Annotated in this window: 25 protein-coding genes; 18 read left to right on the forward strand and 7 right to left on the reverse strand. The window is 37.7% G+C overall.

Annotation, left to right across the window (positions count from 1 at the left end; genetic code table 11):
• The first annotated feature begins 168 nt into the window (after nt 1-168).
• From AC1M9D_RS01740 to AC1M9D_RS01805, 14 genes are all read left to right on the forward strand, one after another.
• The gene (locus AC1M9D_RS01740) at nt 169-744 is read left to right on the forward strand and encodes a nitroreductase family protein (RefSeq protein ID WP_035268783.1); all 576 of its coding nucleotides are present in this window, start codon (nt 169-171) and stop codon (nt 742-744) included.
• Between the two features lie 53 nt (nt 745-797).
• A complete protein-coding gene (locus AC1M9D_RS01745) occupies nt 798-1,871 on the forward strand; it encodes an NAD(P)H-dependent glycerol-3-phosphate dehydrogenase (RefSeq protein WP_092766141.1) in 1,074 nt (357 codons plus the stop codon).
• A gap of 73 nt (nt 1,872-1,944) precedes the next feature.
• Nucleotides 1,945-2,400 (forward strand): phosphoglycerate mutase family protein, encoded by a 456-nt coding sequence (locus tag AC1M9D_RS01750; protein ID WP_035268776.1) that lies wholly within the window; start codon nt 1,945-1,947, stop codon nt 2,398-2,400.
• A 42-nt stretch (nt 2,401-2,442) separates the two neighbouring features.
• Nucleotides 2,443-3,585, forward strand: coding sequence for a type II secretion system protein GspL (gene gspL, locus AC1M9D_RS01755; RefSeq protein ID WP_035268771.1), 1,143 nt, complete (start codon nt 2,443-2,445; stop codon nt 3,583-3,585).
• Nucleotides 3,585-4,064, forward strand: coding sequence for a type II secretion system protein GspM (gene gspM, locus AC1M9D_RS01760; protein WP_035268769.1), 480 nt, complete (start codon nt 3,585-3,587; stop codon nt 4,062-4,064). The genes gspL and gspM overlap by 1 nt, the downstream gene beginning before the upstream one ends.
• A gap of 88 nt (nt 4,065-4,152) precedes the next feature.
• A complete protein-coding gene (locus AC1M9D_RS01765; protein WP_035268767.1) occupies nt 4,153-5,157 on the forward strand; it encodes a quinone-dependent dihydroorotate dehydrogenase in 1,005 nt (334 codons plus the stop codon).
• 3 nt (nt 5,158-5,160) lie between these two features.
• On the forward strand, nt 5,161-5,745 hold the full coding sequence (locus tag AC1M9D_RS01770) for a CvpA family protein (RefSeq protein ID WP_035268765.1): 585 nt from the start codon (nt 5,161-5,163) through the stop codon (nt 5,743-5,745).
• Nucleotides 5,746-5,769: 24 nt separating this feature from the next.
• Nucleotides 5,770-7,308, forward strand: coding sequence for an amidophosphoribosyltransferase (purF, locus tag AC1M9D_RS01775; protein ID WP_035268762.1), 1,539 nt, complete (start codon nt 5,770-5,772; stop codon nt 7,306-7,308).
• Nucleotides 7,309-7,392: 84 nt separating this feature from the next.
• A complete protein-coding gene (locus AC1M9D_RS01780; RefSeq protein ID WP_481611374.1) occupies nt 7,393-9,282 on the forward strand; it encodes a M48 family metalloprotease in 1,890 nt (629 codons plus the stop codon).
• Nucleotides 9,283-9,439: 157 nt separating this feature from the next.
• The gene (locus AC1M9D_RS01785; RefSeq protein WP_481611375.1) at nt 9,440-10,117 is read left to right on the forward strand and encodes a hypothetical protein; all 678 of its coding nucleotides are present in this window, start codon (nt 9,440-9,442) and stop codon (nt 10,115-10,117) included.
• A gap of 29 nt (nt 10,118-10,146) precedes the next feature.
• Complete coding sequence (locus tag AC1M9D_RS01790) at nt 10,147-11,106, forward strand: 2-hydroxyacid dehydrogenase (RefSeq protein WP_092766150.1); 960 nt, start codon at nt 10,147-10,149, stop codon at nt 11,104-11,106.
• A gap of 96 nt (nt 11,107-11,202) precedes the next feature.
• Complete coding sequence (locus AC1M9D_RS01795; RefSeq protein ID WP_257227566.1) at nt 11,203-12,642, forward strand: M48 family metalloprotease; 1,440 nt, start codon at nt 11,203-11,205, stop codon at nt 12,640-12,642.
• Between the two features lie 9 nt (nt 12,643-12,651).
• Nucleotides 12,652-13,023, forward strand: a complete 372-nt coding sequence (locus AC1M9D_RS01800; protein WP_481611376.1) for a GFA family protein — start codon at nt 12,652-12,654, stop codon at nt 13,021-13,023.
• A gap of 63 nt (nt 13,024-13,086) precedes the next feature.
• Complete coding sequence (locus AC1M9D_RS01805) at nt 13,087-13,449, forward strand: hypothetical protein (protein ID WP_035268745.1); 363 nt, start codon at nt 13,087-13,089, stop codon at nt 13,447-13,449.
• Between the two features lie 113 nt (nt 13,450-13,562).
• On the opposite strand, the gene AC1M9D_RS01810 is transcribed toward AC1M9D_RS01805, so the two are convergent.
• Both AC1M9D_RS01810 and rpsU read right to left on the reverse strand, forming a co-directional pair.
• Nucleotides 13,563-14,009, reverse strand: coding sequence for a GatB/YqeY domain-containing protein (locus tag AC1M9D_RS01810; protein ID WP_035268744.1), 447 nt, complete (start codon nt 14,007-14,009; stop codon nt 13,563-13,565).
• A 33-nt stretch (nt 14,010-14,042) separates the two neighbouring features.
• Nucleotides 14,043-14,258, reverse strand: coding sequence for a 30S ribosomal protein S21 (gene rpsU, locus AC1M9D_RS01815; protein ID WP_001136722.1), 216 nt, complete (start codon nt 14,256-14,258; stop codon nt 14,043-14,045).
• 144 nt (nt 14,259-14,402) lie between these two features.
• On the opposite strand from rpsU, the gene tsaD reads away from it, so the two are divergent.
• The gene (gene tsaD / locus AC1M9D_RS01820; RefSeq protein WP_035268741.1) at nt 14,403-15,419 is read left to right on the forward strand and encodes a tRNA (adenosine(37)-N6)-threonylcarbamoyltransferase complex transferase subunit TsaD; all 1,017 of its coding nucleotides are present in this window, start codon (nt 14,403-14,405) and stop codon (nt 15,417-15,419) included.
• A gap of 47 nt (nt 15,420-15,466) precedes the next feature.
• Here the strand turns inward: tsaD and AC1M9D_RS01825 are convergent, their stop codons facing one another.
• The 3 genes from AC1M9D_RS01825 to AC1M9D_RS01835 form a co-directional block, all read right to left on the reverse strand.
• Nucleotides 15,467-16,414, reverse strand: a complete 948-nt coding sequence (locus AC1M9D_RS01825; protein ID WP_481611377.1) for an aldo/keto reductase — start codon at nt 16,412-16,414, stop codon at nt 15,467-15,469.
• A 151-nt stretch (nt 16,415-16,565) separates the two neighbouring features.
• Nucleotides 16,566-17,093 carry an Ail/Lom family outer membrane beta-barrel protein gene (locus AC1M9D_RS01830; RefSeq protein WP_092766154.1) on the reverse strand — a complete coding sequence of 176 codons (528 nt, stop codon included), beginning with the start codon at nt 17,091-17,093 and terminating at the stop codon, nt 16,566-16,568.
• Nucleotides 17,094-17,245: 152 nt separating this feature from the next.
• Complete coding sequence (locus AC1M9D_RS01835; protein ID WP_481611378.1) at nt 17,246-17,800, reverse strand: DUF4385 domain-containing protein; 555 nt, start codon at nt 17,798-17,800, stop codon at nt 17,246-17,248.
• Between the two features lie 330 nt (nt 17,801-18,130).
• Between AC1M9D_RS01835 and AC1M9D_RS01840 the strand changes: the two genes are divergently transcribed.
• The gene (locus tag AC1M9D_RS01840; RefSeq protein WP_481611379.1) at nt 18,131-19,009 is read left to right on the forward strand and encodes a LysO family transporter; all 879 of its coding nucleotides are present in this window, start codon (nt 18,131-18,133) and stop codon (nt 19,007-19,009) included.
• Here the strand turns inward: AC1M9D_RS01840 and AC1M9D_RS01845 are convergent.
• Together AC1M9D_RS01845 and AC1M9D_RS01850 are read right to left on the reverse strand one after the other, a co-directional pair.
• Complete coding sequence (locus tag AC1M9D_RS01845) at nt 18,938-19,615, reverse strand: hypothetical protein (protein WP_481611380.1); 678 nt, start codon at nt 19,613-19,615, stop codon at nt 18,938-18,940. The two genes, AC1M9D_RS01840 and AC1M9D_RS01845, sit on opposite strands and share 72 nt — an antisense overlap.
• A 469-nt stretch (nt 19,616-20,084) precedes the next feature.
• On the reverse strand, nt 20,085-20,957 hold the full coding sequence (locus AC1M9D_RS01850) for an ATP-binding protein (RefSeq protein WP_481591202.1): 873 nt from the start codon (nt 20,955-20,957) through the stop codon (nt 20,085-20,087).
• A 205-nt stretch (nt 20,958-21,162) separates the two neighbouring features.
• Between AC1M9D_RS01850 and AC1M9D_RS01855 the strand changes: the two genes are divergently transcribed.
• Both AC1M9D_RS01855 and AC1M9D_RS01860 read left to right on the forward strand, forming a co-directional pair.
• Nucleotides 21,163-22,707 carry a DUF3336 domain-containing protein gene (locus tag AC1M9D_RS01855; RefSeq protein ID WP_481589806.1) on the forward strand — a complete coding sequence of 515 codons (1,545 nt, stop codon included), beginning with the start codon at nt 21,163-21,165 and terminating at the stop codon, nt 22,705-22,707.
• Nucleotides 22,652-23,500 (forward strand): protein kinase domain-containing protein, encoded by an 849-nt coding sequence (locus AC1M9D_RS01860; protein ID WP_481611381.1) that lies wholly within the window; start codon nt 22,652-22,654, stop codon nt 23,498-23,500. The genes AC1M9D_RS01855 and AC1M9D_RS01860 overlap by 56 nt, the downstream gene beginning before the upstream one ends.
• Nucleotides 23,501-23,544: the final 44 nt, after the last annotated feature.

The following is a 23,544-nucleotide window of genomic DNA, read 5'->3' on the forward strand; positions in this document are numbered from 1 at the left end:
AATTCCAAAGAATTAAGCATGTTTTGTATCGATTTTGAAGTGAAATGCCTGATTTATGTTTGATTGTAATTATGCTGCATGCCTCGTGTATAAGTATAACTGTAGAGTAGTTTTCAATGTTTGTGCTAAGCTTAAGTATATAGTGTTAGTTTAAAGATTAGTCTTCAAATGTCAGATCAATTTTCTCAAGTAGTGCATGACAATATTCATCAGCGTCAATCCGTTGGTCATTTGGTAGAACCTCATCCTAACGCAGAACAATTAGAATTAGCTTTTAAAGCCGCTTTAACCGCACCCGATCATCATCGTCTGAAACCGACACAATTTATTGTTGTGAAAGGAGAGCAACGTGAAGCATTTGGTGTTTTACTCAGTGAAGCAGTAGCAGACCTTGGTGAAACTGATTCAATTCAAATTGAACGCGTACGTCATCATCCTATGCGTGCACCTATGCTGATTATCGCTGTAACACGATTTCATGATCATGCGAAAGTTCCATATTTTGAGCAAACTTTAAGTTCAGGCGCTGCAATACAAAATCTTTTGCTCAGTTTACAAGCTCAGGGTTTCAATACCATGTGGCGCAGTGGTGCTGTTGTGGAGTCAGATCTATTTAAAAGAAAGCTGGGGCTACAAACGCATGATTTAATTTCAGGTATCATTTATGTAGGGACTGCTTTTAAGGCGATTGCACCACGCGCTGAGATTGAAACAGATGCATTCGTCAGTTTTTGGCAGCCGTAATTGCAACATTGCAAATTTAACGATTAGAAAAAGAATGTTTAGGATTTAAAAGAATGTCGGAATTAAAGTTTTCAGATTTGGTCGAGCCAGTTGCAATTGATCATAAAACAGCCTTGCGTGTTACGATTCTTGGTGGTGGTAGTTTTGGTACAGCCATGGCGAATACGGCAGTGCGAAATGGTTGTGACACCATGATTTGGATTCGTGATGAGGAAATTGCGAATGAAATCAATCGAACACATGTTAATTCAAGATATTTGCCGGATTACAACCTTGAGCCAGCATTAAAAGCAGAATCCAATCTTGAAAAGGCTGTTCGAGATCGAGACATTATTTTGGTCGCTATTCCGAGCCATTCATTCCGAGATGTACTCAAACAGATCAAGCCCTTTATCACTGCTCAGGCGGTTGTATCACTCACAAAAGGGATCGAAGCTAAAACCTTTAGTTTCATGAGTGATATTATTCGTGAAGAGCTTCCAGAAGTGCCTTATGGCGTCCTTTCGGGCCCAAATTTAGCGAAAGAAATTATGTCAGGAATGCCTGCTGGAACAGTGATTGCCAGCCATTCTGAATTGGTGAGATATGCAGTGCAGCAAGCATTACACAGTGCACTATTTCGTGTATTTGGAAGCGATGATGTACATGGCGTGGAGCTTGGAGGCGCACTTAAAAATATCTATGCTGTCGCAATGGGGATGGCTGCAGCCTACAACGTTGGCGAAAATACCAAAAGTATGATTTTGACACGTGCGTTGGCGGAAATGAGTCGCTTTGCTGTACAGCTAGGCGCAAATCCACTGACATTCTTAGGTTTGTCTGGTGTTGGCGATTTATTCGCAACGTGTAATAGTCCTTTAAGTCGAAATTATCAAGTTGGATTTGCTTTAGGTTCAGGTAAAACCTTAGAGCAGGCAACGACGGAACTGGGGCAAACGGCTGAAGGGATTAATACCATTGTGCAAGTGAATGCAAGAGCCAAAGAGCTTGATGTCTATATGCCAATCACCACAGCACTTTATGAAGTGATTTATGAAGGTGCACCACCATTACATATTGCATTATCTTTGATGAAGAATGGTCATCGAAGTGATGTTGAATTCGTATTGCCGCATCATAAAGTTTAAGATTAATGAATGGTTTATCATCATTGTCATAATGTTTAGATATGATGGATGACACATGGTTTAGGGAAAACAAATGCAACTCACTTTAGTTCGTCATGGTGAAGCCGCTCCACCAATTAATGGTAATGACTCGAAACGACCACTGACTGAGCGGGGTCATATTCAAGCTGAACAAACTGCGCACTTTTTAAAAGACGTAGTAGCACCTGATATATTTGTAGTGAGTACTTTGCTCAGGGCGCAGGAAACTTTAAAACATATACAGCAACTCTTTCCAAATGTTGAAGTTTTAGTATGTGATAAAATTAAACCTGACGATGATGCTAAAGTTGCAGTTGAGTGGTTATCTCAACTACCTTTTGAGAATATTGTGGTTGTATGTCATATGAATGTTGTGGCATATATTGAAGAAATTATTACGTCTGAATTTTTTAATCCTTTTTCGCTTGCTGAAGCGCGGATTTATGATCAGACAGTCATTGCTGCGGGACTTTCCACAAAATTAAAACATTTTGTACCGTCAGCTTAATAACCATAAGTGTTTAATGAATAAAACGGCAGAATAAAATTAATGTTGTATTTATGGATGCCAGTGTCGAATGGGGTTTGGCTCTGGTCAAATGGTGAAAATTGGAATTCATCAACAACGCTAGAAGAGTTGATTCAAGATACTCAACCGTATCATGGACAAGAAGCTGTTGTATTCTTTTCAAGCCATGATGTACAAATTATTCAACAAAATATGCCCAAAGCTCAATTCAAGCAAATTGGAAGCGAAGGCGCTAAATATTTACTTGAAGAATATACCATTCACTCCATTGATCAGATGAAAGTGCTTACTCAATTTGAGGCACCAGACCAATTGTCAGTAATGGGGATCAGTCAATACCAAGTCCAAACAATGCAACATGCTCTGAACTTGATTCCGGTGAAAGTGGTTGCGCTATTACCCGATTTTTTGGTCTTACCAGTGCCAGAACAGGGGCAAACTATTTTAGCTAATATTCATGGGCATTTATTGGCGAGAACAGGATCAAATCAAGGTTTTGCGATTGATGATTTAGCATTGTTTTTGGATCTATTGCCAAAGCCTATACATATTTTGCATGATCGGTTAAATGATGATCAGATGATGAGTTTGATTCATGCAACGGAACAAAATGAGTGGGAAAGCTTTAATTATGTATTTAAAGCTGAAAAAAAATTAAAGAATCATCCATTCAATGTTTTGCCTAAAGCAAAAAACACAGAGGGTGGAATCTCAGGCTATTGGAAAGCATGTGCAGCACTGCTTGTGGGCTTGCTTGTAGTGCAATTCAGTTATGATTTAGTGCGTTGGGTAAAGTTAAAAAAAGTATCTGATCAAACGGCTTTGGTTGCGGTAGAGCAATATCAATCGTGGTTTGGACCCAATAGTCGTCTCAATGAGCAAAATTTGCGAAGCCAATTTGAAAGTAATTTGCGGATGAGTAAACCTGCAAATACTGAGGTCTTACAGTTAATCAGCCGTGTAGGTCCGATTTTAATGCAACATCAAATTATCGCAAATCGTGTTTCTTATGAAGCATCTGGTTTAAGTATGGATTTGGTGGCGGACTCATCCGAAAAATTACAAAATCTAATTCAGCAAATGAATCAGCAAGGCTTCAAAGCTGAACTTGGGAATGTGCAAACTCAGGATAAAATGGTCGTTGGTTTGGTGAAAGTACAATAATGAAAACTTTAGAAAAATTTCAAAATCAATTTGATCAATTATTTGAAAAGATTGATGACTATTTATCGTCATTGAGTGTGCGTGAGCGTGTACTTGTCATCGCTGCAACGATTATCGTTGTCGTCGCATCAATTGGATCTGCTTTGTGGAAAATGCACGAAGCAGCAGATAATCAGCAAAAAAGATTGAATGAACTGAAAGACACATTGGTGTGGATGCAATCCAATGTGGTGACAATGAAATCTTCAACAGATTTAAGTCTAACACCTTCGGATAAAATTCAGCGTGTGGCACAACAAGCAGGATTATCTGTGGTCACACAACCAAGCGATAATAAATTAATGATCAGTGCTGAGCATGAAAACTACGCGATCCTCGCAAATTTTCTTACCCAATTGGTTCAAATGGGTTTAAGTGTTGAAAAATTGGAACTTATTAAGTCTGGAGCTGCGATTAAATTAACAGCATCAGTACAGTAAGTGGTGAAAATAAACCTATGACAGGCATAGCGTTTTGGGCATACTCAGCCTATAATGTGGCAACTTAAAAAACCGCAGTTTTTGAGATATGTTATATTCGCTTGCTCGTCCATTTCTATTTTCATTGGCGCCTGAGCGTGCACATGATTTGACATTATCAATGCTTAAATCGACATATAAGTTTGGCATAATGCGTCAAAAAATAGACCCAAAGCCAGTGACTTGTATGGGTATTCAATTTCCAAACCCAGTTGGTTTGGCTGCAGGTTTAGATAAAAATGGTGCATATATTGATGCACTTGCGAGTTTAGGTTTTGGTTTTATCGAAATTGGAACCATTACCCCTCGACCTCAGTCTGGTAATCCTCAACCGCGTTTATTCCGCCTTCCAGAGGCTCAAGCGATTATTAATCGTATGGGTTTTAATAATGATGGTGTAGATCAGCTGATTGAGAATGTTAAAGCAGCAAATTATAAAGGTGTATTAGGCATCAATATCGGTAAGAACGCCGATACAGCAGTTGAAGATGCTGTAACTGATTATCTCATTTGTTTAGAAAAAGTTTATAATTATGCATCTTATATTACTGTTAATATTTCATCTCCGAATACCAAGAACTTACGTAGTTTACAAAGTGGACATGCATTAACAGAACTTCTTGAAACTTTAAAAAATCGTCAACTTGAACTTGCTGAACAATATCAACACTATGTTCCACTGGTATTAAAGGTTGCCCCAGATTTAACTGAGTCAGATATTGAATTTATTGCATCTCAATTAATTCAATTTAAAATTGATGGTCTGATTGTGACCAATACGACTTTGTCACGTGAGGGTGTAGAAAATTTAGCGCATGGTGATGAAGCAGGTGGTTTATCTGGTGCGCCTGTATTTGAAAAAAGTACACAATGTCTATCTGCATTTTCAAAATTACTTCAAGGTCAAATCCCATTGATTGGTGTTGGTGGTATTCTTAGTGGTGATCAAGCCGCGACTAAACAGCAAACGGGTGCGCAATTGGTTCAAATTTACAGTGGTCTAATTTATACAGGGCCAAAACTGATTAAAGATTGCGTACAAGCTATGACCTAATCTATGAATACCATCGATATCTTTATACTGATTATTCTGCTCATTGGAGGGCTTAACGGTTTGCGTCAAGGATTCGTTAAAGCCTTTGCGAACTTGGTAGGATGGATTTTTGCACTCATTATGGGTGCAAAATTTGCGGGTAAAATTGCGCCTTCAATGTCCGCACTCAGTCAAGATCCTGTGGTTCAAAAAATAGCGGCATTTGCTTTTATTGTTCTGATTATTGTTGTTTTGACTTGGATCGTCACTGCAATATTAAATCGGTTGCTGAAAAGCTTAAAGCTTGGTCCATTAAATCGATTGGCAGGTGGTGCATTTGGCACCTTGAAAGGTCTCTTAATCGTCCTCATTACTATGCAAGGGATTGGTTCATTTGTAGAGAGCTCTCCACATTGGAAACAATCTAAGTTTATTCAAACTTTATTGCCTTACGCGCCTTTAGCGACTGAGTACACCAAAGAGACAGCGTCAAAAGCTTTAAGTCATATGAAATCAGAAGAGTCGAATCAATCATCAGATTCTTCTCGTCAATCATCTTCTGAACAAGATGATTCGTCATCTCATTCAACGAATAATCCTTTTTATTAATCCTAGCTTGTCTGCGAGGTTGCTATGTGTGGAGTTGTTGGTATAGCTGGTAAATCACCTGTTAACCAAATGTTGTTTGATGCATTAACGATGTTACAACATCGTGGACAAGATGCTGCAGGGATTGTGACATGCCATAATGGTCGTCTCTTTTTGAGAAAAGACAATGGCATGGTGCGTGATGTATTTCATACACGTCATATGCGTGCATTGTTAGGTAATTACGGAATTGGTCATGTCCGATATCCAACAGCTGGCTCATCGAGTAGCGCTGAAGCACAACCATTTTACGTAAACTCTCCTTATGGTATTACTTTAGCGCACAATGGTAATTTAACCAATGCTGACGAGATTCATGATGATCTGTTTAAAACAGATTTACGTCACATGAATACTGATTCAGATTCAGAAGTGTTATTAAACGTTTTTGCACATGAATTACAAAAACGCGGCAAACTTACACCGACTGCGGATGATATTTTCCATGTAGTCACTCGTGTGCATGAGCGTTGTAAAGGTGGTTATGCTGTTGTTGCGATGATCACAGGTCATGGTTTAGTTGGCTTCCGTGATCCAAATGGTATTCGACCTTTAATTTTGGGATCGCGTGATACCGATGATGGTGTTGAATATATTCTTGCTTCCGAATCAGTTGCTTTAACAGCGCTTGGTTTTAAAGTTGAACGTGATGTGATGCCAGGTGAAGCAATTTTTATTGATGATGCGGGTAATCTATTCACGAAGCAATGTGCGGCTAACCCACATCATAGCCCATGTATTTTTGAGTATGTTTATTTTGCTCGTCCAGATGCCATCATTGATGGAATTTCGGTATACAAAGCACGTTTGAAAATGGGTGAGAAGTTGGCGCAGAAAATCCTGCGTGAATGGAGTGAGGACCATGACATTGATGTTGTCATTCCTATTCCAGATACTTCGCGTACATCCGCTTTAGAACTTGCCAATACACTCGGTGTGAAATTCCGTGAAGGTTTCATGAAAAACCGTTATATCGGTCGTACCTTCATTATGCCGGGTCAGCAGTTGCGTAAAAAGTCTGTACGTCAAAAGCTCAATCCAGTTGAATTAGAGTTTAAAGATAAGAACGTATTGCTTGTAGATGACTCAATTGTGCGTGGCACAACGTGTAATGAGATTATTCAAATGGCGCGTGACGCCGGTGCTAAAAAAGTTTTCTTTGCATCGGCTGCACCAATGGTGAAATACCCGAATGTCTACGGTATTGATATGCCAGTTAAAAACGAATTAATTGCTTCAAATCGTGATGTTGAAGAAATTCGTGAAATGATTGGTGCTGATCGTTTGATTTTCCAAGATTTGGAAGATTTAAAGCAAGCTGTTCGTACGAAAAAAGTACCTGAGTTAACTGACTTTGACTGCTCAGTATTTGACGGTATTTACGTTGCGGGTAACATTGATGAGTCATATCTCGATGGTTTAGAGCGCAAGCGTAATGACTCTGCCAAGAAAACCAAAGATGGTTATATCGATCTAAATATTGATGCAGCCTCAGTTGATCTGAGTGGTATTAAAGAAAATTAATTTATAGTTTTCTATTTGAAAAAGCGGGTATTTCCCGCTTTTTTAATTTATGATCACAACACAATGTAATGAGGAAATTTTACATTGAAAGATGTTAGTGGTTACTTTATTAAAAACAAAAATATGCTGTGGTCATTAAGCGTATGTTTAATTGTTATTGTGCTCGCAATTATCATTTTAAACACGACGCTCGGATTGTTGGTTCATTATATTGATCCTTCTGAGTCCATTTGGTGGCATTTTCTCAGTCCATATATGATGGTGCTATTGATTAGCATTATCGGTGGTTCTGTCGTTTATGAGTTTTATGTCTTCCGCTCGGGTGGTCATACGCTCGCAAAACAATTGAAAGCACGACAACTCACTTTTATTGAAAGTACTCCAGAAGAAAGTACAGCGCTTAGGCTTGCTGAAAAATTAGCACATCGTTTCTCAATTGATACACCTACACTCTATGTCTTACCCGATGAAATAGGGGTTAATGCACTGACTGCGGGTTTTCATCCCAAAGATACTGTGATTATTCTGACTTGGGGGGCGCTACAAAATCTCGATGAGTTAGAGCTTTATGGATTGTTGGGTCATGAATTCCATAAAATTTTATCGGGTGAAACTCGAGAAAATACTCGTCTTAAAATTTTATACAGTGGGTTAATTACCTTTAGTCAATGGGGCAGTAAAATCGCGAAGCAGGGATTTCGACGTAATCGGGATCAATTGAGAGATAGTTTGGAAACAACTTTTGTGGCGATCGGTGGAGTCATATGGTTAATTGGTAGTTTAGGCGTCTTTATTACGCGTCTGATGAAATATATTACTTTGGGTAGTCGAACATTGTATAACGATGCAATGACAAGACAATTATTGAGTAGTAATGCAAATATTCAAACCTTATTAAGAATCTATGTTCATCACGCAGGATCACAGATTCATAGTGAATATTCTGAAGCTATTTCTCATATGTGCTTTGCTAACTCACTTAGTCCTCAAAGTTGGTTGAATATCCAACCTTGTATTCAAGATCGTATATATGAATTAAATCCGAATTTACTTGAAGATATTCAATTAGAAAATTTACAAAAATTACGAAATCAACCACTATTTAGTTTAATGCGTTCTTTAGAGGAGTCTATTGCTGAAGAATATAATCCATGGATGTCACCACAGCCACTTCCATTATTAAGATTATCACCGATCAGCTTTGCAATTAAGGATGCCATCAAACCCTTAAATAGTGAAGTTAGACAGCAGATGAAACGTCCAGAACTCATTCAAAGGGCTTTGCAAACTTCGACTGGTGCGCGTGAAGTGATGGTTGCGATTTTAATGATTCGGCAGTACCGTGAATTTATTCCTTCTGATGCGCCTGTGAGTCGTGCAATTGTCGACTCACTGTTAAATATAGATGGTCGAGTGCATATTCAAATTTTTCATGAGGCATGTAAGCAGTTGGGAAATATGCCTGCTACAAGTGCGCGTCAGTTTATTACTAAATTGGCTAAAATTATTCAAGAAGATGGTGAAATTGGACTTTTGGATGCTTTGCTGATTGAAAAGGTGAAGTCTCAACTGGATTTATTGCCAATACATCGTCCAACATCAATCGAGGATGCTAAGCCGCAAATTGTTAGGCTAATAGATGCGTTATTACATGTTCAGCAGTTAAATACTGCTAATCAGCTTGAAGTTAGAACCCAAATCTTAGAAAGAATTTTAGCTCGTGATGAAATTGAGTTTTATGAAGAAATTTCAGATGAACCTATCGACTTAGGTGAAATTCTCAATGATATTGCTGGATTATTGTTGAGAGATCGGTTGAGTATTTTGGGTGTTGCTGAATTATGTTTATGGAATGATCGAATCATTACACAAGATGAGTTAGATGTACTTGAATTATTATATTGGCGACTTGGATTTGAAAGTGATGAAATTGTGGATCAAATGCATAAGAAAAATAGCGTTATTATTGTTTAGCTATCAATGCATTCTGAGTTTAAAAGGCGCAAGGATATTAATGCGTCAGAAATGAAATTAAGTTATGATTGTTTGCGGATTAAAAGTTCAGTAAAAGATTAAAAAAGTGGGTAGAATACCCAGCCCTCATGTCAGTCTATCTGTAATGAATGTGAATATGTTAGAGCACCAAAGAAGCCTCTTAGCTGTGATGGGAATCGATATATGGATTCCACAAAATACGGCACAAACACGTCATTACAAACCTTCCTTATATCGCGATCAGGTTGAAGAAAATCATCCAATAGATGTATGTTTTCCTGAATTTGCGCAAGCTCAATCAGAACAGTTCTTCACAAAACCAGCTTCACAAGCTGAACAGCTAAATATAGAGGATTCTTCGCTTCAATTAAAAAGTAATCCAGACGGTGTGCAGCTTCCTCGAGAATCTGTGGAAAATGACAAACAGTCTCAAGATGAGGTTGCTGAGCGTCAACCGCTTGTAATCGATGCTTTTGAAATTCAAGCCATGATCACTAAAACACATACTATTCTGCTAGATGCTACAGCGCTCACCACAGATCAAGAAAACTTATGGGTGAATATCCAGCGTAGTGTGAGTTCACAGTTTTACGATTTAAAATGGCCATTTAATTTCGCACAATTCCAAGATGGAAGAGGTGCTGAGGTATTTATACAGGGTTTTATCGATGCATTATCTGTTGATAAAAAGATATTGAGCTTAGGGTGTTTGCCGCATATATCGACGACTCAGCATATGCAGATTGCAAGTTTACAAGACATGATTAAGCAGCCATTGTTAAAACGTCGCTTGTGGAACTTAATTAAAAATTAAATCGATACTGGATCTAAAGAGGGAGTTTTATGAAAAAAAAGGTTGTGGTATTTAGTCAGATAGATCCGAAAATATTAAATCAATTAGAATCGAAATATCAGGTCGTTCAAATTAATCCAAAACAGGGTGACATTAATGAGCAACTTTTAAGAGAAGTTGCGGATGCAGATGGGATGATAGGCGCTGGGCGTCGTTTAAATCAAGACAACTTACAGACCGCAAAAAAACTTAAAATTATTTCTTCGGTCAGTGTGGGCTATGATAATTACGACGTTGAATATTTAAAACAACAGGGTATTTGGTTGACCAATACGCCTCATGTGTTGACAGAGACGACTGCTGATTTGGCTTTTACCTTATTGATGAGTGCGGCTCGTAAAGTGACACATTTAGATTCTTGGACAAAGCATGGACATTGGACGCGTACCGCTGGTGTTGCACAATTTGGTCAAGATTTTTATGGGAAAACGCTCGGTATCATTGGCTTAGGTCATATCGGTGCTGCGATAGCTCGACGTGGTTTTTATGGATTTAATATGAATATTCAATACCATAATCGAAAACCATGTATAGAGCGAGCTGAGCCTTTAAAGGCGAAATATTGTGATCTTGATACTTTACTTTCAACGTCTGATTTTATCGTCATTGCAGTCGATTTAAATGAGCAATCGAAAGCGCTGATCGGTCAAGCTCAATTTGAGAAAATGCAAAAACATGCTGTGTTTGTGAATATTGCCAGAGGATCAGTTGTGGATGAGTCGGCCTTGATTGAGGCGCTTGAAAATCACAAAATTTTTGCTGCTGGTTTAGATGTTTATCAGAAAGAGCCGCTCCAAGAATCACCATTGTTTCAATTGGAAAATGTAGTGACATTGCCGCACGTAGGTTCGGCGACAGCAGAAACCAGAATGAAAATGGCAAATCTTGCTTATGATAATCTGGTAAAAGCCTTAGATGGGGATGAGCCTCAATATATTGTGAATAAGTAAAGTCTGTTGAGCATGATAATAAACGTAACAGTTCATCATTAATCTTCACATTATTCAATGTTATAGTCGATGAAGTACACGTTTAGGAATACAGGTTTGAAGAAGATCATTTTGGCTTTATTGATAGCGAGTTCGAGTTTTTCAGCGGCGGCTGATGAACTCTACAATGCCAATAAAATTCAATTTGAAGTGCCTGATATTAATAGTGGTGTTGGATTTATCGATCAACAAAAAGAAAAAATGATCGGTGAAAAAGTCTATCGTCAAGTACAGCAACAACTTCCAGTGTTAAACAATGTTTGGTTGGAAGATCAATTTATGGCTGTATTCCGAAAAATTATTGCGCAAACACAGTTGGGTCAACCAATTGCTTTGGTGATTGTAAACGATCCGCAAATTAATGCCTTTGCTGTACCTGGCGGTTTATTTGCATTGAATAGCGGATTAATTACGTCGGCAAAGAACATGGATGAAGTTGCGGGTGTGGTTGCTCATGAGGTGGCACACGTCTCGCAAAGACACTATAGCCGTTCTCAAGAGGCTTTTAAAGGGCAGGGATTGCTTGCACTCGCTGGTATCATAGTGGGTGCTGCAATTGCATCACAAGCTGATGGTAATGCAGGTGCTGCCCTGATGATGGGAACTCAAGCTGCATTGGTGGATCGACAGTTAAGTTATAGTCGTAATCAAGAGCGTGAAGCAGACCGTATTGGAATGCAATTAATGTATCGTGCTGGATATAACCCGTACAGTATGTCTGAGTTTTTTGAAACCATGAATCGTGCGACTCCAAAAATTAGTTATCTTCCTGATTTTTGGTTAACACATCCTTTGACTACTCAGCGTATGAGCGAGGCTCGATTACGTGCAGATCAACTTCCTAAAGTTCCATATAGCAACACACTCTCTGAGTTTGATCAGATCAAGTGGTATACCGCAGTTGTGACCAATCAAACCAACGAGGAACAGTTAAAGGGAGTGGTGAGAGCAAATGCATTGGCTGGAAGAATTGCACTGTCTGCTTTTTATTTAAAGCGTGGTGATTTTGATCTAGCACAAAAAGAAATTGAGCTTGCTAAGAAAGTCCAGCCAAATCATCAGCTTATCGCGCTTATTCAAGCAGATATCTACTTGGCGACCAATCAATTTGATTCTGCGCAGGAAACGATATTGGTGCGCCAACGAATAACACCTGAAAATCGTGCTTTAAGTTATAAATTAGCTGAAATTTATATTCGACAGGGAAATTTTGTTGCTGCTGAAAGGTTGGCGAATAAATTTATCCAAATCAATAATCGTGATACTCAAGCATGGTTCATTCGACAACAAGCGGCAAATTTAGATATTAAAAATCCTTTACGTACTGTAAATGTATTGCGATATCGGGCTGAAGTTGAATATTGGAAGGGAGCGGAAGAGAATGCGATTCGCTCACTTATTCATGCTCAGCGTTTAGCCAAGGAGAATAACTCTATGAGTGCAGTCATCAATCAAAGACTGCGGATGATGCAGGATGAGCGTCAACAAAAATTATAAGAGGTTTAAATGATAAAAGGTCAATGCTTATGTGGAAAGGTGCAATATATTTATCATGGTAATCTTGAGAAAAGTATCTTGTGCTATTGCAAGCACTGTCAGTTGGCTCAAGGCGGTTTTGCTGCATGGAATAGCCCGATCCCGCTTGAAAACTTCGAGTTAATTTCTGGTGAAGATGTGCTTAAGTCTTATTTTCATACCGAGTTAAAGGCAAGAGTATTTTGCGGTGAATGTGGAAGTCCTTTATATTCACATCGGCTTGATTTACCAGGCGTTATACGTTTAAGGCTCGGTTCTGTGGTTGAAGGGAAAATACCGCCACCTTATGAAGAGTTTTTCCAGGAATACAAACCTAACTTTATTGAAACTATTCATTCTTAATGGTTAGATTGTTTTAGAATGATGAATGAATAAATATTTTAAATTATGTGATTGAATCTAATAATGAAATTGCCACTATTTTTTATGATGTTGTTTGGGGTGGGTGTGTTCACTCATGCGGAAACACTTCCTGTTAAATTTACACAAGAGATTGAAGTTGTATCGCAAATATATAATGCCGATATGAGGCATTTTCTAAAAACACTAGCGCCAAATACAACACAGTTTAGTGTTGATCAGACTCAAAGATATTGTGTCATTGTTGGAACTTATGTCGATGGCTTTTATCAGGTGGTGGATAAATATCGAAAGGATTTACCATTTTCCTACTCTAGAATGAGTAAGCAGGATGTTGTTGTGAAAGTGAAGCAATCGAAAGAAATGCAGATTTTACAAAGATATAATATTCAATGTGAGCTTAAATAATCAGAAAGTGAAAAACTAAAAAGTATTGTTGTAATAATATCGGGGATACGTGATTTAGACTGGACTATTTAATGACATTATTAAATAGACCAAATCAAACATAATACGAAAACTTAAGAAAGTTGAGCTTTAATTTTACTCGAAACTTGTGCAGGATCGGCACGTCCGGCTATGATCGGACGTAGAGAATTCATCACCTTACCCATATCTTTCATGCTAGTAGCTTGTTGCGCAGCAATCGTTTGCGCAATAATTGAATCAAGTTCTTCCTCAGTCATAGCTGCTGGTAGAAATTGAGATAAAACCTCAACCTCGGCTTGTTCCTTACTAGCTAAGTCTTGTCGATTAGCGCTTTCAAAAGCTTTAATCGATTCTTTACGTTGCTTGATTTGTTTTTCAATGACCGCGAGAACTCGACTATCATCTAGTTCTACGCGTTCATCGACTTCGATTTGCTTAATTGCTGCTTGGAGACTACGAATCACCGTTAACTTATCCATTTCTTTAGCACGCATTGTTGCTTTCAAAACGTCAGTAATTTGGTTTTTTAAAGTAGTCATTTATATATCCGAGCAGTCAATCACAAATTAATCTTAGTAAAGGCGAGTAGTACGTACTGATTCACGCGCCAATTTCTTTTGGTAGCGTTTAACAGCAGCAGCTTTTTTGCGCTTACGTTCTTGAGTTGGTTTCTCGTAGAATTCACGTTTACGAACGTCAGCTAAAACACCCGCTTTTTCGCATGAACGTTTGAAACGACGGATAGCTACGTCTACTGGTTCGCCTTCTTTCAATTTAACTTGTGGCATGAAGAATCCTCTAGTTTATGGATAAGACTAAGCACCGAATTGCGCTGAGTCACAAGTGAAGGTCAGTATTTTACTCATTTACATCTCATATCACAAGTCTATAATAGCTTTAGCAATATTTTGAAATGGGTTAAAGGCAATTTAATGATCGTTTTAGGCTTAGAAACGTCGTGTGATGAAACTGGTCTCGCACTCTATGACAGCGAAGTCGGCTTAAGAGGACAGGTGTTATATAGTCAGATTAAATTGCATGCTGAATATGGTGGAGTGGTACCCGAATTGGCGTCACGCGATCATGTTCGTAAATTAATTCCTTTAATCAATCAATTGCTTGAAGAAAGTCAAATCAAAAAATCTGAGATTGATGCAGTGGCTTATACACGTGGTCCAGGCCTAATGGGTGCACTCATGACCGGAGCATTGTTTGGTCGTACGCTTGCATTTGCGTTAAATAAACCAGCCATTGGTGTGCATCATATGGAAGGGCATATGTTGGCGCCTCTTTTATCAGCCACTCCACCGGAATTTCCGTTTGTCGCCTTGTTAGTCTCGGGTGGGCATACACAATTAATGGCGGCATATGATATTGGACATTATGAAATCTTAGGTGAGTCAATCGATGATGCAGCGGGTGAAGCATTCGATAAAGTTGCTAAAATGATGGGGCTGCCTTATCCAGGTGGTCCAAATATCTCTAAACTTGCTGAACATGGTGATGCCACTGCTTTTGAATTTCCACGTCCTATGTTGCATCAAGGTTTGGAGTTTTCATTTAGTGGCTTAAAAACAGCGGTTTCTGTCCAAATGAAAAAATTAGGTGATGAAAACCGAGACGCTGATATTGCTGCGAGTTTTCAAGAGGCTATTGTTGATACATTGGTCAAAAAATCAGTTAAAGCATTAAAGCAAACTGGTCTTAAGCGTTTGGTCATTGCTGGTGGTGTGAGTGCCAATAAGCGTCTTCGTGAACGTCTTGAAGCAGATTTAGCTAAAATAAAAGCTCAAGTATATTATGCTGAACCAGCTTTATGTACGGATAATGGCGCCATGATTGCTTTTGCTGGATATCAACGCTTAAAAGCAGGACAGCATGATGGCTTAGCCGTGACAACGACGCCACGTTGGCCGATGACGGAACTCAAAAAACCGACTGAAGCATAGATGTTTGGTCACGAGAAAAAAGAGGCTTATAGCCTCTTTTTTTATATTTACACTATTGAAAGAATTTGCATGTCTTCTGGTGAGAGTTGAAGATTCACTGCATTTGAAAATTGGGTAATTTGTTCAAGGTTTGTTGCACTGGCGATTGGTGCTGAAATATGCTTTTGCGCAAGTAACCAAGCCAAAGCTACCTCAGCAGGTGCCGCATTGTGGCGCGATGCCACTTCTCTGAGCTTATCTAAAAGGTTTAAGCCTCGCTCATCAAAATATTTTACAAGCGTATCTGCACGTTGACGCCCTTGAATATTGTCTAATGACGAATATTTCCCAGATAGAAATCCACTAGCCAGACTATAAAAACTTACGACACCAATTTGATGGCGTTCACAAATGGGTTGCAGTGTTTGTTCGAATACATCGCGATCGTAAAGATTATATTCAGGTTGAAGAACCTGATAATGTTGCACACCAATCTTTTGTGCAGCTTGAATAGAAGCGTCTAATTGATCAGCTGAAAAATTAGAAGTGCCATAGGCGCGAATTTTTCCTTGATCTTTGAGCTTTGAAAATACTGATAATGTTTCCTCATGAGGTGTGTTTTCATCAGGCCAGTGTGCAAAATAAAGATCAAGATAATCTGTTTTTAAACGACTAAGTGAGTCTTCAACTGCTTGCATAATCCATCGTTCAGATAAACCTTGATGTCCGGGAATCCCCATATCTAAACCGACTTTAGTAAATAGCACGATGTCTTCACGTTTACTTGGATTTTGTTTTAACCAATTACCAATGATTGTTTCTGACTCGCCACCATGATTGCCTGGTGCCCAAATGGAATAGAAGTCTGCTGTATCAATGGTGTTAAATCCACGCTCATACAGTGCATCTAAAATTTTGAAACTTTGTTTTTCATCAACCGTCCAACCGAATACATTTCCTCCGAAGATGATGGGTGCGATGAATAAATCAGTTTGTCCAAGTTTTCTTTTTTGCATGAAACATCCTAAGTAGAATAATAAGACTTACTCTAGCTATATAGGATTTGTCTATTTATCGCTATCCAAATAATGTATAAACATTATCCAATGATTTTGACAAAAAAGAGGCAAAAAGCCTCTTATTAATTCTCTATGTATTCAAGCAGAATCAGAAACGATAACCTGCGCTGATGTTGAACCCATCAAATTTAGCCCCATCAACTTTAGTACCTTCATAACCGATATTGATCGCATATTGCGGAGCAGGATTAATATTAATACCAACACCATATGCAAACGCTGTTTCACTTAGATCCATGTTTTCGTATATGTTCAAGGCGCGATATGAGCTTTCAACTTTTGAATGCGCGATCCCGACAACACCATAAACACTGAAATTCTCATTAAGACGATATGCAGGGCCTGCTAGCAAAGAAAAATGCTTTACATCTGTATCTTGGCGTTCACCTGGTTCAATCCAAGTTTCATCACCAGTTTGATACGACATTGTTGCCATAACGCTTAAAGGAGTCTCGAGTTCATAGCGATATTGAGCGTGAACACCACGAATATCAAACGCATTTTCAATTTCAGACTGAGCATAACCCAATGAAACGGTGTGTTGTTGCGCAAAAGTTGTCGTTGTTAAAGTGGTCATCGAGAGGATTAAACCCAATTTTAAAAATTTAGTTATCATGGCGCATGCTCATTATTTGTGATTTATTTATCATTAAATGCTAAAAATGGCGATCATTTTTTGGCAAACTTTATTGTACTGTCTATTTTATTATTGTAAATAAAAACTAAACAAATAATTTTATTTGTATTATAAATGGTGTGAGAATGTATTTATTGACTCGCAATTGAGTTTTTAAATCGTTCTTTTAATGCAATATAGTGGGAATGCTGTTTAGCTTCATCCCATTTCACTTTAAAAATTCGTGCTGCTGCAGCCTTAATAGCGTCTTCTTGTTGGCGTGGTAGTTCTTCACGCCCGTGAGCACCACTTAAACCTTTTTTGTCATTAGGTACAGGACCTTTATATTTTTTTCCACCTTTATGGTTGGCATAACGTCTCGCTCGGGTATAACCCATTTGTAAAAATTTACGAGCCATATCTGCACCGACAAAATCATCGACTGCTAAATATGCAAGAAAGAGTTGATAAATCTTATTAGAACTCTCTCTAGCTTTATCTTCATCTGCAAATTTCCAAAAGGGCAGAATTTCAGATTTGTAGGGTTCGACGAGTAATACACCCTGTTCACCACGACCAATTCGATAGAGTTCTGGTCTTTCTCTGAAATTAATTTTTTTAAAGTCCAAAGAGTAGTCAAAACTTTGAGAATAAACACGAGTGCTTCTATGTGGGATGGTATCAAGGTCGTTATGATTGCGAGTCATCACGTTCTCTTTTGTACTTTTAAAAAATATATTAGGTGATCTGAAATGAAAAACGATTATAGAATTGTGAGTGATATTTTAAAATTGTGATTAGTTGTTTTAAAGAGATGCGCTAAACACGCCGAAAGATTGAAATTGAACTGTACGAGAAATCAAAACAACGAATTAGACTATGGACGATAGCGGGGCGAAATTAAGTTTTAAACTTAAAATCTAGCAGACACAAATGATTAGACATGACGATGCTCAATAAGAAACATTTTGTCATATAAGTTTTATATCTATGAATTAATCTAAGCGATACGTATAAAAATAATTTTGGAAGACTGATTGGATCTTATCATCATCATTTTTGGCTATCTATATGGTCGTAAATTTCATCCCAACAAGTACATTGAACAAGTATTTTTTTTAGCCCTGATTTTATTTATATTTTTTTGCACTGTTTACGCAGCGCCAAACCTACTCGCATTAGAAAATCCTAAAGCTGTTTTGAGCAAGTTAGTTATTCTCGCACTCGGGGTATGCGCATTTACTTACTGGTTTAGTTCACTATTTTATAAGAAGAAACAGCAGAAAAACAGCAAACGTAAATCAATCCAAATTAAGGATATCATTAAAATATTGACAGTATATCTTTTGCTTATTTTGGTGTTTGTAGGAGGGATCTTCACTTATAGAATGGATTTAATAGATGAGCAAATAGCTTTAAGTATTCAAAACGTTCTGATCTACATTATTCTATTTTTGATCGGAGTCTTTATATCAGCATTTAACATCAAAACATTGCAATGGCATGATTTTAAACTCCCAATCATAATGGTATTGGCAAATACAATATTTGCCTGCTTTATGCTGATAATTTGGAAGGAAAGTGCTGTATTGCTTTCTGGATTCGGTTGGGCAAGTCTGTCTGCTGCGATGATTTCACAAAAACTAAATCCCTTATTGGCAGTTCAAGCTTTAATTGTGGATATGATTCGAGGGATGTTTTCCATCATTTTTCTACAGCTTTTTGGAAGACATCAACCACAAGCAGCAATTAGCACCACAGGTGTACTGTCCTGTGATGCATTCTTACCGATGATTAAGCAACATTGTGGTGAGCAATATGTGCTAGATGCGTTTAAAGCGGGACTATTGTTGTCGCTGTTTTGTCCATTGAATATATTTATTGCGATTCATTTTACTCAAAGTGTGACAAGTTAAACGGTAAAACACCTCAAAGACAGTGATTTTGGCAATCACTAACATACCATCACCATTGATATATCCGGCATTGTGATTCAAAAAAAATGCAGCATCCTCATTCATGTTATCGTGTTCATGCTTACAACCGCGTGTTCCTCCAAGGCCATCGTTATAAATAAAAACATGGCCAGATTTTGAAAGTTGATAATTGAATTGCTGAGAGAATAGGGTGCAAAGGTCTTGCATTTCTGTATTGTTATCGAGGTTTAAGCGAGTAGGCCATGTATTTTTTTTGAAAGCATATCGTGTAATTGCACGATAACTTGAGGGATGTAAACACACAGCAAAAAAATACGATGGTGCTGGGTGGCGGAGCATTTGAGAAATAATGAAATAAATGTATTGGAATTTTAACAGATTTGATTTTCGATAGGCGCTAAGAAGACCTGCTTGACCACGAAAAACATTCATTGTCTTGTCATTCTTTTTGACTTCATAACGTTGCATACATAAAAATCCAACAGGTTTTTCTTCATCAAAATAGATCAAAACCCGTTTGCTTGCAGCATCATCAGGGGCATAGGCTTGAGCAATGTCATTCAAATCACAACCCTCTGGTGTCATGAAGATCGCTTGATGAAGCATTTTTAATATATTTTGAACTTCTGGGAATTGTGTATGTTGGTTACTATATTTTTAATTTGAAGCATGGATGCAGCCTTTTTCTATAATTATTTGCGTCCCTCATACTATTTTTGAATTGTTAAGTTTGGGTTACATTAATTTTTTTGAAAACAAAAAATGGTTGTTATGTTATATTGTTTTAAATTATTTTTTTTAATTCTTATTTAGTCAATAAATTTTATTTAAATTAATAACCTAAAGTAATATTTGAGCTTTTTTTTATTTAAAATTTTTTGATATCGATATAGAGCAATGAGTTAAATTATTAATTTTATCTTTATAATTATTCATGAATAATTTATCAACTTTTATCGTAATAAAAGCTAATAACTTAGATTAAAGAGTGAAAGTCGAGAAACTAAGACGTTATTCCATCTTAGTTTCTTATTGCAGAAGCTGATGTAAATGCTTAATCACGCTTTAATTGAGTAGAGCCGATCCAATGTTTTGAAAATTGGAATGCAGAACGACCTGAGCGTTGACCTCTGGCTTGGCACCAACGTAGCGCTTCAGCACGTACTTCAGGTGTCATTTCAATACCAGATTTTTTTAAATAGTGCTCTACAATCTCTAAATAAAGATTTTGATCCATCGGGTAGAATGAAAGCCAAAGACCAAAACGATCAGACAATGAGATTTTTTCTTCGATCGCTTCTTGCGGATGTAATTCAGTATATTGAGGCACGTCTACTTTAGTGATCGGGGTGTTTTCATGCATAAATTCTGGGAGTAGGTGGCGGCGGTTACTGGTCGCATAAATAATAAAGTTGCCAGAACCTGACTCTAGTGAACCATCTAACACACTTTTTAAACTACGATAATTTTCGTCTTCAGCATTAAAGGCTAAGTCATCACAATACACGATAAATTTTTCGGGACGACCTTCAATAATTTTTTGTATTTCTGGTAGGTCTGACAGATTATCACGCTCAATTTCAATGATGCGTAAACCACGGTCAGCATATTTTGACAGTAAAGATCTTACGATAGATGATTTTCCGGTTCCACGAGATCCAGTCAATAAAATATCGTTTGCAGGTAAACCTTGTAAAAATTGTTCAGTGTTTTGCAGTATTTTTTCTTTTTGTTTTTCGATACCTTTTAAATCATCAAGATGAATTATTTTAGGTTTTTGAATGGGGATCAGCCGTTTATTTTGCCATTTGTATCCTAGTGCTGAGAAATCAATTTCCTGACTCGGTTCAGATAATGTGTGATTAAGTTGGTCAATAAGTTGAGAAATTTTTGTTAACAGTTGATCTGGTAGTTCTAGAGTCGCCATAGGTATTCGTGAAATACAATTCAATAAAATCAAGTTTAATCTACATGATGACGACAGCGATGTGAACTGATCTAAGGGATAAATCTATGATGACTGGTCGATACAAGAAATAAATTTTATTAAGTTGATTATTTTCTGCTTTTTTTGCATAGTTTAAAAACTGAACAAAACTAATTGAACTAATAAAAATCAAAGGACTAGCTCAATGATTTTAGGCACTCGTAGTCAAATTAATCCGCATCAAGCGTATCGAATTAAAAAAATGCAACATGAGCTTGAACGTGCGGAGAGCTATGAAGAGTGGAAAGACATTGCCTTAAAGCTGGATGAGGAGACGGGCGCTCAGGAATGGAAGTTTGATAATACTTCACCCTATTTTGATGCTGAAATTATATCGCATCGTTTAAATCTCTTACGCCGTTACAAGCTGAATCATCGTGTAATTGATCTGATCTATATTTTGCGAGAAGGCCTGAGTCATGATGTCGCCAATATTGGTCATCCAATGCTGTTCACACAAACATATATTGGCACTAAAAAACTTATTGAGGACTATATTGAAGAGGTTTCACAGAGTTTAATTTATATCGCTTCAAATGAATGTTCGGGTTTGACGTATCAAGAAAAATTTGATTTTTTTAAAAATTGTCAACTGACCTATGGTCAACCTGCAATGATGTTTTCGGGTGGGGCCTCATTAGGTTTGTTTCATACAGGCGTGTGTAAGGCGCTGATGGAACAAGATTTGATGCCGAAAGTTTTATCAGGTTCGAGTGCTGGTGCGTTGATGACGGCGATGTTAGGCGTTTCTGATCAAAAAGATATTGATCAGCTGCTGACAGGAGAGAGCTTTTATAGTGAAGCATTCCATTTCAGAAGTTTCAAAGAGTTGCTTAGAGGAAATGGTGGTATTGCTGATGTGCGATATCTTAAGAAATTTTTAGTGGAAAATTTAGGGGACTTAACGTTCCAAGAAGCGTATGAAAAGTCTGGACTTGATATTAATATCAGTGTCGCACCTTATGATGTCGCTCAGGAAGATGCTCGTATCATGAATAAATATACTGCGCCAGATTTACTGGTATGGAGTGCAGTATTGGCATCATGCGCGGTTCCTATCTTATTTCCTCCAGTTCGACTGACCAGTAAGCGTTATGATGGGGTGCATACACCATACTTGGCAAGTATTCGTTGGGTGGATGGCAGTGTGAGAAGTGATTTTCCACAAGAGAAAATGGCTCGTCTCTACAATATTAATTACACCATTGCCAGTCAGGTGAATCCACATATTGTGCCATTCATGCAAAGTGATGCGGAGCGTTTTAGAACAGATCTACTCAGCTGGCCGCAACGTTTAGTGCGTAAACATGGTAAAACGATTGCGATGGATGTCATGAATTTCACTCGTGACCGAATGGGCAGTGTGCCGACGATTAGACGACTATTGGATCACGGTTATGGTATTGTTGATCAGCGTTATTATGGTGATTTAAATATTGTAGGTAATTATAGTCTGCGACATTATCATTATATGTTACAAAATCCGCGACCTCATTTGTTTAAAGTCCTTCAAAGAGAAGGGGAACGGGCAACTTGGTCAAAACTGTCCAGTATTGAAACACATGCGCGTATAGGAAAAACCATTGAACACTGTTTGGATATGCTGACGCAACTGAAACAGCAAAATGAATCTCTTGAAAAACAATCTACAGTGGCAAACCATTCAGCCTCTGCTCAGGCAACCAGTTAATTCTGAACAAAGTCAGCAGTATGGTCGTCTAATTTATTGTATCGAAATAGACGACCAAACGTATTGGGTTAAGCGACAACAGCAGGGTATCAGTTCACAGCATGAGCAGTGGTTCGACAATGAGATAAAACACTACCAATCACTCAGTACTTGCTCTTCAAAGATCTTAGTGCCGTTTGAGATCGTGTATGACGAAAACAGTAGATTCAATACACCTACATCAAAACATGATTCTTCATCATTGATTCTGATTGAAAATGCGGCGCCGCTATTTGAAGTAGAAAATTCTGTCTATACTCAAATGCAGACCTTCCCACACAATGAGTTTTCAAATGTGGTCAATTTATTATTACATAGTCTAGATGCATTACTATCGATTCATGAGCAAGGATGGGTTCATGCAGATCTTAAAAGAGAACATTTTAGAATATTGAATGGTCAACCCAAATTAATTGATTTTGAACAGATGTTTCACTTTGAGTGCCATCCTCAAGTTTCTACACATGGAACACCAAGGTATATGGCGCCTGAGTTGTTTCATGGTGAGTCAAAATCACAAGCATCAGATATATATGCACTCGGTATTATTTGGTTAGAATGGTTAAATCAGTACTCAATCCGTAAAAAAAGCTATATAGATTGGGCAAAATGGCATTGTCAGCAATTAAAAGTTGAAATTATTAGGCCTTTTTCTGACTTAACACCAGTACTCCAGCAGATGTTGATGAAAAATAAATCACAAAGATTGGACAATATTTATCAATTAAAACAGATATTAAGCGAATTTGTCTAAAGAAAAACCAGTAAAATGGATAATTGTTTTATATTTAGTCAAAC

The organism is Acinetobacter sp. ANC_7682 (assembly GCF_056779795.1).

Coding starts and splice junctions, on each gene's coding strand:
- AC1M9D_RS01825 (WP_481611377.1), bottom strand. CDS start 16,414: ATGCAAAAAAGAAAACTTGGACAAACTGATTTATTCATCGCACCCATC.
- AC1M9D_RS01750 (WP_035268776.1), top strand. CDS start 1,945: ATGCAACTCACTTTAGTTCGTCATGGTGAAGCCGCTCCACCAATTAAT.
- AC1M9D_RS01810 (WP_035268744.1), bottom strand. CDS start 14,009: ATGACTACTTTAAAAAACCAAATTACTGACGTTTTGAAAGCAACAATG.
- AC1M9D_RS01830 (WP_092766154.1), bottom strand. CDS start 17,093: ATGATAACTAAATTTTTAAAATTGGGTTTAATCCTCTCGATGACCACT.
- AC1M9D_RS01850 (WP_481591202.1), bottom strand. CDS start 20,957: ATGGCGACTCTAGAACTACCAGATCAACTGTTAACAAAAATTTCTCAA.
- AC1M9D_RS01845 (WP_481611380.1), bottom strand. CDS start 19,615: ATGACACCAGAGGGTTGTGATTTGAATGACATTGCTCAAGCCTATGCC.
- AC1M9D_RS01740 (WP_035268783.1), top strand. CDS start 169: ATGTCAGATCAATTTTCTCAAGTAGTGCATGACAATATTCATCAGCGT.
- gspL (WP_035268771.1), top strand. CDS start 2,443: ATGTTGTATTTATGGATGCCAGTGTCGAATGGGGTTTGGCTCTGGTCA.
- AC1M9D_RS01805 (WP_035268745.1), top strand. CDS start 13,087: ATGAAATTGCCACTATTTTTTATGATGTTGTTTGGGGTGGGTGTGTTC.
- AC1M9D_RS01800 (WP_481611376.1), top strand. CDS start 12,652: ATGATAAAAGGTCAATGCTTATGTGGAAAGGTGCAATATATTTATCAT.
- purF (WP_035268762.1), top strand. CDS start 5,770: ATGTGTGGAGTTGTTGGTATAGCTGGTAAATCACCTGTTAACCAAATG.
- AC1M9D_RS01855 (WP_481589806.1), top strand. CDS start 21,163: ATGATTTTAGGCACTCGTAGTCAAATTAATCCGCATCAAGCGTATCGA.
- AC1M9D_RS01790 (WP_092766150.1), top strand. CDS start 10,147: ATGAAAAAAAAGGTTGTGGTATTTAGTCAGATAGATCCGAAAATATTA.
- gspM (WP_035268769.1), top strand. CDS start 3,585: ATGAAAACTTTAGAAAAATTTCAAAATCAATTTGATCAATTATTTGAA.
- AC1M9D_RS01745 (WP_092766141.1), top strand. CDS start 798: ATGTCGGAATTAAAGTTTTCAGATTTGGTCGAGCCAGTTGCAATTGAT.
- tsaD (WP_035268741.1), top strand. CDS start 14,403: ATGATCGTTTTAGGCTTAGAAACGTCGTGTGATGAAACTGGTCTCGCA.
- AC1M9D_RS01785 (WP_481611375.1), top strand. CDS start 9,440: ATGTTAGAGCACCAAAGAAGCCTCTTAGCTGTGATGGGAATCGATATA.
- rpsU (WP_001136722.1), bottom strand. CDS start 14,258: ATGCCACAAGTTAAATTGAAAGAAGGCGAACCAGTAGACGTAGCTATC.
- AC1M9D_RS01835 (WP_481611378.1), bottom strand. CDS start 17,800: ATGACTCGCAATCATAACGACCTTGATACCATCCCACATAGAAGCACT.
- AC1M9D_RS01765 (WP_035268767.1), top strand. CDS start 4,153: ATGTTATATTCGCTTGCTCGTCCATTTCTATTTTCATTGGCGCCTGAG.
- AC1M9D_RS01770 (WP_035268765.1), top strand. CDS start 5,161: ATGAATACCATCGATATCTTTATACTGATTATTCTGCTCATTGGAGGG.